Below are 12,802 nucleotides of genomic sequence, written 5' to 3' on the forward strand. Positions count from 1 at the left end.
ATATTTTTTTCATTCGCCTTTCAAGCGGTTCACTTGGAATACAATATAATTTACGATTTGCCGTATGTTCCGATTGCGCGTAAACACCCGGATATGGGCTGCCCGCTTATAAAATTTCCTTCTATAATAATATAGTCTTTCCAGCTCTTTTTTAGTCGAGCGTTGTGCAATTGGCCGATTTGCATCATTTTTGATTCTTTTGTAAATATCCTCAAAAGGGGCATCCAGAAAAAAGACCAGGCCTGTCCGTCTCATGATTTCCCGGTTTTCCTGCCTCATCGCTGCCCCTCCGCCTGTCGAGATGATACATGCCTCATCCCGGAAATTTTTCAGAAATTCCGTTTCTAAATTCCGGAAATGTTCCTCCCCATATTTTTCAAAAATTTCTGGAATCGACATGCCTTGTTGTTTGACAATCTCTTTATCCATATCATAAAAGGGCAGACGCAAAGCATAGCTCAATTGGCGGCCAACCGCACTTTTGCCGCATCCCATGAACCCTACCAAATATATTTTATTCATTTCAAGACACCTTTCTAAAGCTCAAACTCTCCATTTATCTATTCAATAAGTTTATCGTAGCACGAACATTGACGTTTTCCAATGAATTAATGATCGAAAATTGAGTTAAATAGGATGAGCTATAAAATATCACGATGGAGAGAATAAAAAACAGCAGCAGGATTGCAATGGGATACATGATGCCTTTTTCATTCTTCAGCATATTGAACAAACAACGTCCTCTCCTTTTCCATTCCGTTTAAAAATTCCACTTTTATTGTTACACGATCATCCGACACGGAAAACTTTGCATTCCGGATGCCGATCAAAAGCGGTACATATCCGCGGTCATTTATCTGGAGCCGGATAACATCCGAAATTTTATTTACTTTTATGATTTTTGTCGGGGACTCTTCAATATATAGTGAGTCCCCGGCCGTATAAAGTTCTTCCACACCCGTTAAATATTGCTGAAAATCTTGGATAAACATTTCCCATTTGATATGTTCATCAGTAAAAAAAACCTGGTTCCATTGCTGAATCAGGAAATAAAAAGCGAGCACCATTTGGACGAACAGCCCGAAAACGAGCAATTGAAGCAGCGCTTCAATCAATGTAAAGCCTTTTTGATTGTTTTGGACTCCCCGTCGGCATTGACGCATTTTAATCGTTCCTCATCCAAATGATTGTATTGGACGCAAATTGTATCGTTTTGTAAATGCCAGGTATATTCCACGTCATCAATCCATATCCTCCCTTCCGTATTCCCGGTCGTTTTTGCGATGCGCACCCCTTCATAGGCCGCCTGGGAAGCATGCAATTCAAGCATTTGATTGTGGAGGGAAGACTTAAGCTGGAAAACGGCGGGAATAAAACTGACCAAAACGAAAATGACGGATACTGTCAGCATCGATTCAATCATGGAAACCCCTTTTTCATTCCACATAACGGATTCTTCCCTTATCGATATTGACAATAATATATTTTGTTCCCAAACCGGTTTGGAAAGTAATGGTCCCAAAATTGTCAACCGATCCATCCGCACCGATGCGAAGGGTCAATAAATTGCTGTCGGGATCGATCGATATCGTGTCAGGCAGTTTCCTTTCCAATATCACTTCATCCAGCTGATGGTGGACCTTATAAGTGTTTGAGGACGAGAATGAAACAAAACAGCTCTTTTGATGTTCCATCGCCCACATTTGCGCCATCTGAATGTCCAATTTTAATTGGTGAAAAAATTGGTCCACCAGCATTTTCTCCGTCATTTTGATTGAAAAAGTTGAGCTGACGCTTCCGATCAATAATACAATCATCAGCACCAACAACATTTCCAATAAAGTGAATCCTTTTTCATTTTTCATTTCTCCCTCCCCTTAATTATTGATGATAGTCACGGTGCCGTCCGTCTGAATGGCAATCCCTTTTCCGTTTGGACATTTATCCATATTTTCTTTTAAATAACCTTCATTAATCAATTGAGTCAAAGTAGGCACCGTTTTATGGTCAATTCTGTAAGATTCCACCTGGCCTTGAACCATTTTTATATAGGCTTCGCATCCTTTATCGTCGATGGAATTCATATGTTTTGTCACATTAGGGACCGTAATCAGAATCAAGATGGAAATAATAAACAGAACAATCAACATCTCAATCAGCGTAAAACCTTTTTGATTTCTCATCGGCACCACTCCTTTTACAGAATTTCGATTAAGTCGTATACCGGAAGCAGCATGCTCAAATAAGCAGCAACAATGCAAATGGCGATCAAAATAAAGAAGAAAGGCTGGATGGCTGACAGGCAAATTTTCAGCATTGAATGGATCCGTTCATTGAGCAGATCGCTGAAAATCAGCATTTCACGGCCAAGATAGCCGCTTTTCTCCCCGTGCCTGATAAACTCGTCAAACTTTGGAGTAAATAATTGAAGGATGTTCACCGCATCCGACAACGAATCTCCAAAAATCACCCTTTCTCTTAGCAAAGAAGCGATATAAGACAAATGGGGGCTCAATTTCTGTTCTTCCAATATCGTCAGTGCATGTTGGAGGGATACGCCCGATACCAGCAAACTTCCAAGCAGACGGGAAAATTGTCTTGTGATGTTCAATTTGTAAAAAGAATTGGCAACGGGCGTTTTCAAAATAATCTTCAATTGATCGGCGATATCTTTTTTTCTTATAAAATGGATGATTGAAAATAAAAGAAGTATGGAAAGGATAAGGAAGCCGATAAGAAAATCGGGAAAATGCAGTAATACCATGGCCAGCTTCAGGCTGGCAATCCTTTGCGAATCGGCAGATACGGCAATTTGCTGCATATTTGGCAGGAAGTAGTTCCGGAATAGAACAAAAACCGTTGCCAGGATGGCAATTAGAAAAACCGGATAGATGAGAAGTTTTATGAATTTTTTTCGCATGTCCTCCTGAAATCTCATTTGTTCGCTGATGTACTGCAAAGTATCCGCCAACCCACCCTTTTCTTCCGCGATTTTGGTCAGCAAAAGAAAATGTCTGGGTATGGAAAACTGTTGCAATATATCCGCAACGGATGAACCGCTGTTGAATTGCTGCTGGATCCGTACGCCCCATAGTTCCGCCTTTTCGGCATGATAAGGGAGCAGCATGAACAGCGCTTCCGGAAAAGTATATCCTTCTTTTAATAAATCGCTCGTCCTTTTCAAAAACGAAGGCACATCCCGCATCCTTTTGTTTTTGTCGCTAATAAGGGCGGCAACGGTCCTTTTATCGATTCGTTGAAACATGATGCTCTCCCGATTCAATAAAAGCCCTTTGGTATTCCAACGTTTCCTCAATAGGCAGACGGTACTCCTTTCCTTCCATTGTGAATTTGATGGCCATCTCCAAAGAATCTTCCGCCAAAATTTCATAAAGGGCTTTACGGCTGTCAAGTTCCCTCAAATGGATTAAACACTGGGCAACAATCCCGATCACCGCCTGTCTTATCTCTTCAATGGAAATATTTAAATCCATCAGACGGTACAAGCAGTTCACCGAGTTTTTTGCATGAATTGTCGACAGCACCAAATGCCCCGAAAGCGCCGCGCTGACGGCAATTTCCGCCGTTTCTTCGTCCCGGATTTCCCCGATCATGATGACATCCGGGGAATGTCTTAAAATCGCTTTTAAACCGCTTGCATATGTGATTCCGGCACGTTCATTCACCTGGACTTGAAGAATGTGGGACTGGCTGCTTTCCACGGGATCTTCCAGCGAAATGACATGCCGCGCCAACGTTTCACTGCAGTAGTTCATCAATGAATACAAAGTGGTGGTTTTCCCTGAACCGGTTGCGCCACATAGCAGAATAAGTCCTTGTCCTTTTGAAACTAATCGTAATAACTTTTCGGCTGATTGCGGATAATAACTTAAAGAGGTAATCGGAAATGAGGCATTCTGAAGAAATATGCGAATAACGAGGCTTTCACGTTTAAAGACGGAAGGCAAAGTGGAAACTCGGAAGGCGTACAAATAATCCGAAAGCTTTTCTTCAAAGGAACCGCTTTGCGGTTTCCGCTTCTCACTGATATCCAAAGAAGATTTGAATTTGAAATACGAAATGATTCGGTCGCCTAAATCAATGGGGAAATGACCGGCAGGAAACAGCTTTCCGTATTTACGGAATTGTATGTTGTATTGTTTCGGCGCCGGTTCGATATAAATATCGCTGGCACCAAAATGCAGAGCCTTCAGGAGCAGCTGGGTCGATTTCGTCTCGATGACAGACTCCACATTCAAGCACTATCACCTCTCCCCATAATTTGTGACCGCTGATTTAAGTAATAGTATAAAACGAAATTCGCAATTCGAAAAGACTTTTTCTGAAAATTTTCATTTCACAGAAAACTACTTTTGCGAAAAGAATTTGACAATTTTTATTACAAATTTTGAATATTTTTCTATACTTGCGGATTATTTATGCATTTTCACTATCATTTCATTAAAAATAAAGATACAATTGTAATAGCAGAATATTACTAAGGGTGGGATAACAGAATGTTGCATCCATTAAAAATTACGAGCACTTTGGCGGACGAAACGCGTTTTCAAATATATGAATACATGTTGCAGCAGAAAAAAACATTCACTGTGCAAGATATTGCGGATAAATTTAAAATCCATCCAAATGTGGCCAGACTGCATTTGACGAAACTTGCCGAAATCAATCTCATTACGGCCGACTTCTTGAAATCAGGAAAAGGCGGAAGACCGGGGCGCATTTATAAAGTATCCGAACAAGGAGTCGAATTAAGCTTTCCGAAACGCGAAGATAAACATTTGATTAAATGGGCCATAGAACTTGTCTATGAATTAGGGCCGGAAGCGTTGGAAAAAGCAAAAAAAATCAGTTATGAAGACGGCTTCAAAGAAATGCGGAACCGGTTGGCAAAAATGAACTCCCCAATCAATTTTGAAGAAAAACTTGAAATCTTGTCCGAAGCCGCTTTGCTTATCGGCTACATTCCGAAAGTTGTCGATACAGAAAAAGGAAAAAAAGTAATTTTGACGATTTATAATTGTCCTTTTAGAAGCCAAATTGCAGAACATAGCGACATCATCTGTGATTTGCATCAATCATACATCAAAGGACAAATCGATGCATTGTTTGAAGAGAACAGCTTTGTCCAGTTTGAAAGCATGATTCATGATTGCGAATTTTGCAAATATGAAATCGATGTTCCGAATGTCGCTCTGTGAAATATTACACTTGTTTGTCACAAATCTATCAAAGTATTCAGTTTACAATATTGTCAACTATCATTTATAATAAACATTGTAATTATTGTGTCGTTACAAAAAGGAGGGAATCGACATGGCTAATATGTACAAGGTTTTGGCATTCTGGACAGGTATTTTTGCCGTTATGTTCTACCTTGGTGATATGATCGAGGTTTCGCTATTATTCGTAGGTAATTCGGTATTATTCTTATTATTGGGCTTCTTAAACCTTTCAGAACGCATGTATATGTACATTTTTGGAGCATATTTAACAATATTCTTTGCAGGTTTTACTTATTATGCAACCTTTATCCACGTACCTGGTGCAGGACATTAATAATTGATGATAATAATAAAAAGCATCGGTTTCGCCCGATGCTTTTTTTATTTTTCTAAAATATTAAAACCCATGCAAAAACGGATTCATTTCCATTTCATAAGCGGGTGTTGTATAAGGGCCGTGGCCCGGATAAATAATAAAATCATCAGGCAGCACAAGCAATTTTTCATGAATGGACTTTAAAAGAATATCCATGGATCCGCCGAGCAGGTCTGTCCGGCCGATGCTTCCCTGAAACAGGGTATCGCCCACAATCGCGAAACCGTCTTCTTTAAAGATGTAGGAAATGCTTCCCGGCGAATGTCCGGGTGTAAATACTGCCTGAAATTTCATGCCGCCAATTTCAAATTCTTGTTCGCGGTCAATAATGGAATCGGCAGGCTGTAAACGGATGGTTGGAAGATCGGCAAATTTTCCGGATCCGTTTTTACTCGGATCCAACAACCAGTCCTCTTCTTCTTTATGAATATAAACGGGAATATGAAAAGCGTTTCTCACTTCGTCCACCGCGCCGATATGGTCAAAATGGGCGTGGGTTAAAAAGACGGCTAGCGGCTTCAACCGCTCTTTTTCAACGGTTGATATGATTCTTTGCCCTTCTTCGCCCGGGTCAAAAATGATGCATTCCTTCGCTTTATTGCTTACGATGTAGCAATTGGCCTGGATAGGTCCGACACTTAAAATTTTTACATCCAACAAATTCATCACCTCTAGCGTATTATACAATGGATTGGAAGAAATGAACATTCATAAAATGCTTTATGTCTTTTTTCCGAAGAAATTGCGTTGTTCATATAAACGTCACTTTTATACCTCGACATTTGATGACCGTTGCTATAAAATAGAGAGGGAACATTGTTTACGACATACTGGTTGGATGTCGAAAGGAGTGTAATTTTTTTCATGAACTTATTAATGGTATTTTTCGGATTAATTGCTATTCTTTCATTAGTTGCAGCGTTCCGCGCAATTAAAGAAAAAAATGTTCTCGCTATTATTTTTGGACTAGCAGCTGGCATAGTTTTTGGTTGGTTTGTATTCATGACAATTTATCACCAAGGCTATCCTCCAGCAATCTAATGAAAGTATAAAAAACGGGATACATTCAAATGTATCCCGTTTTTTAATGATAAATTTTAAATTTCTAATCTAAATAATCAAAAAACAACCCGGCATGTAGCCGGGTTGTTTTATTTAACCGAGTTTTGTATCAAGTTTCCCGTATCCTCGTCATAGAACCGCAACAAGTCGCCGTTGATGATTTTATCAGAATATCCGAGTTCTTTCTGTGCACGCTCAATATATGGCTTGCATCCTTGAATATCCACTTTTTCCCCTGTCTTGCGGTCGAAACATGTTTCATCCGCATAAACATATTGATCTGTCACAAATCGTCCGTCACGGAATATGACAAAGTCTTCATGCTCGTCGGAGAACAAATCGGCACCCAATTGCATGTCGTTTGATGTATCGATTCCCAACAAGTGAAGAATTGTCGGTCTTAAATCCATTTGACCTCCGACTTTATCAATGACATGCCCATCGCCTGAACCCGGAATATGAATGAATAAAGGAACAGATTGCAATAGGGCTGTATCATATGGTGTAATTTCATCTTTGCCTAAATACTGCGCCATTGCTTTGTTATGGTTTTCGGAAATGCCGTAATGGTCGCCGTACATGACAATGATGGAATTATCATATAAGCCTTTTTCTTTTAATTCCTCAAAGAAGACCCTCAACGCTTCGTCCATGTACCGAACAGTTTGGAAATAACGGTTCAACGTACCCGAATTTGAATTATATTCAGGAATCATTTTATCCTCTTCATCCAAAGTGAACGGGAAGTGGTTTGTTAATGTAATCATGCGCACATAGAACGGTTGAGGCAATTCGGTCATTAAGTCCGCTGACTGCTCAAAGAACGGAATGTCTTTTAATCCCCAGTTTACCGAGTTTTCATCGTTGACATCATAATAAGTGATATCAAAGAATTTTTGCATTTTTAATGATTGATACATCATATCCCGGTTCCAGAAAGATTTATTGTTCGCATGCATGACACCCGTGAAATATCCGTTTTTCCCTAATTTTTCAGCCATGGAATTGAACGTATTCCCGCTATGGGTAAAGAATACTGCTCCACGGTCCAATCCAAAAAGAGAGTTTTCCAGAATGAATTCCGCATCACTCGTTTTGCCGAGCCCTGTTTGATGATAGAAATTGCTGAAGTAATAAGTATCTTTATCGTGAATTAAAGAGTTCAGGAATGGCGTCACTTCATAACCGTTCATATCATTTTGCAATACAAAGTTTTGCAATGACTCCAATTGGATGACAATCAGGTTGCGGCCTTTATATTTGCCGAACATTTCTTTATTGACAGCCGCCTGGTTGGCTTTCACATAGTTGTCAACTTCCACCAATTCACTGCCATCGGCAAGGGCGCGCTGTGCGGATGATTTGGATTGAATATATAAATCATATAAATGGTAATTATAAGTACCGATATTTTTCACAAGTAATTCGCGGTCGAAACTGCGTGTCAACAATTGCGGACGCTGTATTTCAGCAAGCCCCAGATTCAAGAACAGCACCGCCAAAGCCAGGACGAAATAGGCGCGGCGAACTTCCTTCCGGACGCTGTATGAATTTCTGAACTTCGGTATAAATTTGACAGCAAAAAGAATGATGAATACATCTGCAAAATATAAAAGATCTTTGAAGCCGATAATTTCAGCTACAGATGTTCCCAACTCTCCAAAGTTGCTTGTTTGGAACAGTACAGGTAGTGTAATGAAATCGTTGAAGAACCGATAAAATGCAACATTGGCATACAAAACGATGCTTAGCAAAATGCTGGTGAAGATAATCCAACGATTCCGGGCTTTTTCCGTTTTAAAAAATAACGATAGACCATAAGCGAAAAGCAAAAAGCTGAGCGGATTTATGAATAATATGAACTCTTGCATTCCATTTTCCAGGTCAAATTCAAAGCTGGTTCGATAAACGATTGCAGTCTTAATCCATGTGGCTACAATGGCTATTATTAATATTGACTGTTTCGGCCATTTCCACGACTTCATCTTATATCCCCCTTAAAAATGGTTTACATAACCACAACAAATTCACATATACTACATATGTTCCATTTAAACAAAATATATCTTAATCCTTTTTTTTATATTAATCAATCGAAAGAATCATAGAAACGGAAATATGATGTTATGAAAATTATATATTACCTTTCATTTACAATCACCCATAAATATTTACGTATTTTTTACAAAAAAGTTCCCAAAAAGAAAACAGTGGTTCTCCACTGTCGCCGATTGGACTATACAAGTCTATATCTTTTGGATAAAGGAGTCAAACAATAATTCATTGTTTATTTCCAATTATCGCTTGTTTGCATTCATTTTTCGCTCTTCTTCCATCTTCATTTCATTTCGGATAATCAACAAGGCGGATTGAAATTCCTTGGGATCCAACAATTGGGATTTATATAATTCGCGGATTTCATCTTCCATCATCATCAAATCTCCTAATCGGTCACCGGTATAAATAAAAGAACCATATCTCTTCAACAGGTTTCGAATATCCAAAATGTTTTTCATTTCGTTATCCCCTCCGATTTTCTGCGCAATTGATAGAAGCCTTTTCCGTAATTATGACATCGACCGGAATATCATGAGCCTCATACGGCAATTCGTCAACAAGCTGCAAATGGAAAGCAAGGGAGACAAGGCGCCCTTTATAGCCGGACAAATATCGATCATAATAACCGCCGCCATAGCCGATCCGATACCCTTTATGATCGAAGACAATTCCCGGCACAATCACCATATCGATCTCTTCGGGGGATACGTAAACGGTTTCCGAAGGGATCGGTTCTTTCAAATCCATATAAACCGTTTCAAGTTGGGAAAAACTCAAAATTTCATAAAAATCCATCGTGCGCAATGTCGGATTGCATTTCGGCACAACGACCCTTTTTTCCATTCCCCATAATTCCTCGATAATCCCATAGGTATCAACCTCGGGCGGCTTTGATATCGTAATGGCAATGGTCTGGCAATCTTTGAGGAAAGGTTGTTTCAGCAAACGATTTTTAATCATCGTAGAGAATATATGATGTTCTTCTTTGGACAATTCCTGCAGGGCGGATTTTATTTTATGCCGCCATTCTTTTTTGTTCAAACACCATCAATCCTTTACATATACATAAAAAGCCAAAACCGGCAATGGTTTTGGCAAAAAAATTATTTTGTTTCGCGATGAAGAGTAACTTTTTTATCGCGAGAGCAATATTTTTTTAGTTCAAGACGCTCCGGATTGTTGCGTTTATTTTTTGTAGTAATATAATTGCGTTCTCCGCATTCTGTACAAGCTAAAGTAATGTTTACGCGCATGATTTAACCCTCCCACTTTACATCATATCATGAAAATTTATTGATTGCATGATTTATACGACTAAGTCATTATAACATAAATTGAGAAAAAATCTAGCGTCATTTATTATGTTAAATAAATTCCTTATGGTAAAATAACGGAAAATCTTGAGTTCGGAGGAAAGATTGTGGCACTATCAACAATCCTGATCGTTATTGGCATTCTTTGCGTTATTGCATCCTTTTTCCTGAAGGATACATCAAAAAAATTGGAACAGGATGTCGAAGACTTGTCCATTCAATTTTACCAAGAAATGAACGGCATCAAGCGGAGACTAAAAGCGGTGGAGGAAGAATTATTGCTGGATTCTTCCTTCAAAGTGAAGCCCGCAAAAAATTCTGCAGATTTCCGGAAAACTTCACAAGCGAAACCGGTGAATCAAATATTGGTCCAGCAAGTGATTGAGCTGAACAAACAAGGCTGTACCGTGGAAGAAATATGTAAAATGTCCACATTGACAAAAGAACAGGTGCTTCACATTCTTCAACAGGGAGGCCGACGATGAAAAGATCGACACTGCATGGATTCGGAATGGCCCTCATCCTGAGCGGCATCATGTATACTGGACTGGATTACTTTTCCGGCACGGAAGTCTCAACGGACAAATACGAAGAAAAAATTGAACAATTGGAATTGCAATTGAAGGAAGCAAAGCGGCAACTAAAGCAATATGAAAACCAAGCCTCAACAAAAGATGAAACTTCTGAACATCGAAATACTGCCGATTCATCCGGGAAAAAACAAGTGAAAGAAGGCATATTATATATATATTCCGGCCAAACCCCTTATGAAATAGCAAAAAAATTAAAAGATATGGGGATTATTCAAAATGCCGTCGAGATGGAACTTTTTTTGGCGCAGCCGGAATATGCCCGTTCCATTCAAATTGGCCAATACGAGGTCAATTCTTCCATGTCGGTCGATGAAATCGCAAATTTAATAACGGGAAAATCGGATTCATCCAATTAATCCTTCAAAAATTTTTGGAAATTGATTACGGTAAAAATCCCCGATTTCAGGCAGAAGTTTTTCCTCTGCCTGATCGGGACCACATCATTGTCATCGATTTAATATTTTTTCGTAATCCCTAAATGGAGTTTTTTCCAGCCCCAAATGTTCACGTAATGTGGAACCTTCGTAATCCTTCCGGAATACTCCTCGTTCTTGCAAAATCGGAATAACAAGATCCACAAATTCTTCAAACAAAGTAGGATAATACTGGAATAATAAATTATAACCGTCGCAAGCATTTTGATGAAACCACTCTTCCAATTGGTCAGCAATTTCCTCAGGAGTACCAAAAATAATGCGATGCCCTCTTGCACCCGCAATTTTCTTCGCCAGCTGGCGGATTGTCAAATTTCCCCTGTCAAATAATTCTTGAAATAGTTTGCTAAACAATTTTTTAAATTTCAGTTTTTGCAAATGGAACCTCCCGAATCATCTGAATGAAATTATTATGATATTTCGGGTTTCAAACTTGATTTTCCGAAAACAATGAAGTTGCAAAATCGGCTTTTTGTTATAATAGACGCATAGATTCATCATTCAAAAAAAGTCAAAATCAAAAGAGGCGAAATGCATTGTATATCCAGAAAGGGACAAGGGAATTCCGATTGGCCAATATGGCGTTATTTGCCGCCGGATTTATCATCTTTGCCAACCTTTATATTACTCAGCCGGTCTTTCCCCAATTTTCCGAGGAATTTCGGGTTTCACCGGCGGTTGCCAGCCTGTCATTATCCGCTGCCACCGTCGCCCTCTCCTTTAGCCTCATTTTATTCGGCTCTTTGTCGGAAGCATGGGGACGGAAACGGTTAATGACCTTTTCCATCTTTGCCGCATCATTGTTAACCATTGCGTTGGCTTTTTCCCCATCTTTTGAAATTCTTCTATTATTGAGGGTCGTCCAAGGGATTGTGTTTGCTGGTATTCCTGCCATTGCCATGGCTTATTTGGGCGAGGAAATGGCTCCTTCCAGCCTCGGCATCGCCATGGGGCTTTATATCAGCGGAAATTCCGTCGGAGGCTTGAGCGGGCGCATCATCATGGGAACGATCACCGATTTCTTTTCCTGGCAGGTTGGCATGCTTTTTCTGGGGATTTTAAGCTTGCTTGTCAGCATTTATTTTGTATGGGCTCTTCCTGCATCCAGGCATTTTGAACCGAAGCCATTGCGATTGGCTTCTTTGACGAAATCATTGTTTTCCCATTTAAAAGATCCGGGACTCCTATGCCTTTTCGGCATCGCTTTCACGTTGATGGGCGGGTTCGTCACATTATACAACTACATCAGCTATAAACTGATTGGCGAACCGTACAACCTGAGCACAACCATTGTCGGTTGGATTTTTATCGTCTATCTGGTCGGCACTTTCAGCTCCGCCTGGTTCGGCAGCTTGTCTGATCGATTCGGGCGGCCAAAGGTGCTGCTTTCCGGCATTCTGATCATGCTATCTGGGGCTTTATTGACGCTGCCTGTCAATTTGTTCATCAAAATTCTTGGCATTGTCGTTTTCACTTTTGGTTTTTTCGGTTCCCATTCCATCGCAAGTTCATGGGTCAGCCACCGGGCCAAAATGAATAAAGCCCAGGCTTCCTCCTTGTACCTATTCGCCTATTATTTCGGTTCCAGCGTCGGCGGAACAACGGGAGGCCTGTTCTGGTCCAGCTTCGGCTGGGGCGGTGTCATCTCATTTATCAGTGCCTTTCTTATTGTATCGCTGCTATTGGCCGCCATACTTTTCCTTCATAACCGGAATTAATATTT

18 protein-coding genes and 1 pseudogene are annotated in these 12,802 nt (G+C 40.0%); 6 read left to right on the plus strand and 13 right to left on the minus strand.

The features are described 5' to 3' along the window. Window positions 1–9 precede the first annotated feature (9 nt). The 7 genes from FKZ59_RS00745 to comGA all read right to left on the minus strand — a co-directional run bounded on the left by FKZ59_RS00745 (window position 10) and on the right by comGA (window position 4,253). Entirely contained in the window at window positions 10–522 is a 513-nt protein-coding gene (locus FKZ59_RS00745; protein ID WP_141600819.1) for a shikimate kinase, read from the minus strand. A gap of 188 nt (window positions 523–710) precedes the next feature. Next, on the minus strand, window positions 711–1,163 hold the full coding sequence (gene comGF, locus FKZ59_RS00750; RefSeq protein ID WP_141600820.1) for a competence type IV pilus minor pilin ComGF: 453 nt from the start codon (window positions 1,161–1,163) through the stop codon (window positions 711–713). Further along, complete coding sequence (locus tag FKZ59_RS00755) at window positions 1,112–1,447, minus strand: hypothetical protein (RefSeq protein ID WP_141600821.1); 336 nt, start codon at window positions 1,445–1,447, stop codon at window positions 1,112–1,114. The genes comGF and FKZ59_RS00755 overlap by 52 nt, the downstream gene beginning before the upstream one ends. Further along, a complete protein-coding gene (gene comGD / locus FKZ59_RS00760) occupies window positions 1,437–1,865 on the minus strand; it encodes a competence type IV pilus minor pilin ComGD (RefSeq protein ID WP_141600822.1) in 429 nt (142 codons plus the stop codon). The genes FKZ59_RS00755 and comGD overlap by 11 nt, the downstream gene beginning before the upstream one ends. Window positions 1,866–1,877: 12 nt before the next feature. Next, complete coding sequence (comGC, locus tag FKZ59_RS00765) at window positions 1,878–2,183, minus strand: competence type IV pilus major pilin ComGC (RefSeq protein WP_141600823.1); 306 nt, start codon at window positions 2,181–2,183, stop codon at window positions 1,878–1,880. A gap of 14 nt (window positions 2,184–2,197) precedes the next feature. Next, window positions 2,198–3,265, minus strand: a complete 1,068-nt coding sequence (gene comGB / locus FKZ59_RS00770; RefSeq protein WP_141600824.1) for a competence type IV pilus assembly protein ComGB — start codon at window positions 3,263–3,265, stop codon at window positions 2,198–2,200. Beyond that, window positions 3,246–4,253: a competence type IV pilus ATPase ComGA gene (comGA, locus tag FKZ59_RS00775; RefSeq protein ID WP_328215456.1), complete on the minus strand. Its 1,008-nt coding sequence runs from the start codon at window positions 4,251–4,253 to the stop codon at window positions 3,246–3,248. The genes comGB and comGA overlap by 20 nt, the downstream gene beginning before the upstream one ends. A gap of 264 nt (window positions 4,254–4,517) precedes the next feature. Here comGA and FKZ59_RS00780 point away from each other — a divergent pair, with 264 nt between their 5' ends. Both FKZ59_RS00780 and FKZ59_RS00785 read left to right on the plus strand, forming a co-directional pair. Further along, entirely contained in the window at window positions 4,518–5,219 is a 702-nt protein-coding gene (locus FKZ59_RS00780; RefSeq protein WP_141600826.1) for a helix-turn-helix transcriptional regulator, read from the plus strand. Window positions 5,220–5,334: 115 nt separating this feature from the next. Continuing rightward, window positions 5,335–5,577: a DUF2626 family protein gene (locus FKZ59_RS00785; RefSeq protein WP_141600827.1), complete on the plus strand. Its 243-nt coding sequence runs from the start codon at window positions 5,335–5,337 to the stop codon at window positions 5,575–5,577. A gap of 63 nt (window positions 5,578–5,640) precedes the next feature. Here the strand turns inward: FKZ59_RS00785 and FKZ59_RS00790 are convergent, their stop codons facing one another. Further along, entirely contained in the window at window positions 5,641–6,285 is a 645-nt protein-coding gene (locus tag FKZ59_RS00790; RefSeq protein ID WP_408057406.1) for an MBL fold metallo-hydrolase, read from the minus strand. 198 nt (window positions 6,286–6,483) lie between these two features. Here FKZ59_RS00790 and FKZ59_RS00795 point away from each other — a divergent pair, with 198 nt between their 5' ends. Then, the gene (locus FKZ59_RS00795; RefSeq protein ID WP_141600829.1) at window positions 6,484–6,660 is read left to right on the plus strand and encodes a DUF2759 domain-containing protein; all 177 of its coding nucleotides are present in this window, start codon (window positions 6,484–6,486) and stop codon (window positions 6,658–6,660) included. Between the two features lie 110 nt (window positions 6,661–6,770). Here the strand turns inward: FKZ59_RS00795 and FKZ59_RS00800 are convergent, their stop codons facing one another. From FKZ59_RS00800 to rpmG, 4 genes are all read right to left on the minus strand, one after another. After that, window positions 6,771–8,666, minus strand: a complete 1,896-nt coding sequence (locus FKZ59_RS00800) for an LTA synthase family protein (protein ID WP_141600830.1) — start codon at window positions 8,664–8,666, stop codon at window positions 6,771–6,773. Between the two features lie 312 nt (window positions 8,667–8,978). Then, a complete protein-coding gene (locus FKZ59_RS00805; protein ID WP_141600831.1) occupies window positions 8,979–9,197 on the minus strand; it encodes a YqgQ family protein in 219 nt (72 codons plus the stop codon). 4 nt (window positions 9,198–9,201) lie between these two features. Then, the gene (locus FKZ59_RS00810) at window positions 9,202–9,780 is read right to left on the minus strand and encodes a 5-formyltetrahydrofolate cyclo-ligase (protein ID WP_141600832.1); all 579 of its coding nucleotides are present in this window, start codon (window positions 9,778–9,780) and stop codon (window positions 9,202–9,204) included. A gap of 62 nt (window positions 9,781–9,842) precedes the next feature. After that, window positions 9,843–9,992: a 50S ribosomal protein L33 gene (gene rpmG / locus FKZ59_RS00815; protein ID WP_141600833.1), complete on the minus strand. Its 150-nt coding sequence runs from the start codon at window positions 9,990–9,992 to the stop codon at window positions 9,843–9,845. 167 nt (window positions 9,993–10,159) lie between these two features. On the opposite strand from rpmG, the gene FKZ59_RS00820 reads away from it, so the two are divergent. Both FKZ59_RS00820 and FKZ59_RS00825 read left to right on the plus strand, forming a co-directional pair. Then, window positions 10,160–10,537 (plus strand): hypothetical protein, encoded by a 378-nt coding sequence (locus FKZ59_RS00820; RefSeq protein ID WP_141600834.1) that lies wholly within the window; start codon window positions 10,160–10,162, stop codon window positions 10,535–10,537. Beyond that, the gene (locus tag FKZ59_RS00825) at window positions 10,534–11,001 is read left to right on the plus strand and encodes an endolytic transglycosylase MltG (protein WP_141600835.1); all 468 of its coding nucleotides are present in this window, start codon (window positions 10,534–10,536) and stop codon (window positions 10,999–11,001) included. Before FKZ59_RS00820 ends, FKZ59_RS00825 begins: the two co-directional genes overlap by 4 nt. Before the next feature lie 90 nt (window positions 11,002–11,091). On the opposite strand, the pseudogene FKZ59_RS00830 reads toward FKZ59_RS00825, so the two are convergent. Next, window positions 11,092–11,424, minus strand: a pseudogene (locus tag FKZ59_RS00830) (nitrilotriacetate monooxygenase); the annotation flags it as partial. 143 nt (window positions 11,425–11,567) lie between these two features. Here FKZ59_RS00830 and FKZ59_RS00835 point away from each other — a divergent pair. Further along, the gene (locus tag FKZ59_RS00835) at window positions 11,568–12,797 is read left to right on the plus strand and encodes an MFS transporter (RefSeq protein WP_141600837.1); all 1,230 of its coding nucleotides are present in this window, start codon (window positions 11,568–11,570) and stop codon (window positions 12,795–12,797) included. Window positions 12,798–12,802 lie beyond the last annotated feature (5 nt).

This window comes from Ureibacillus terrenus, from assembly GCF_006569205.1.
Taxonomy (GTDB): Bacteria; Bacillota; Bacilli; order Bacillales_A; family Planococcaceae; genus Ureibacillus; species Ureibacillus terrenus.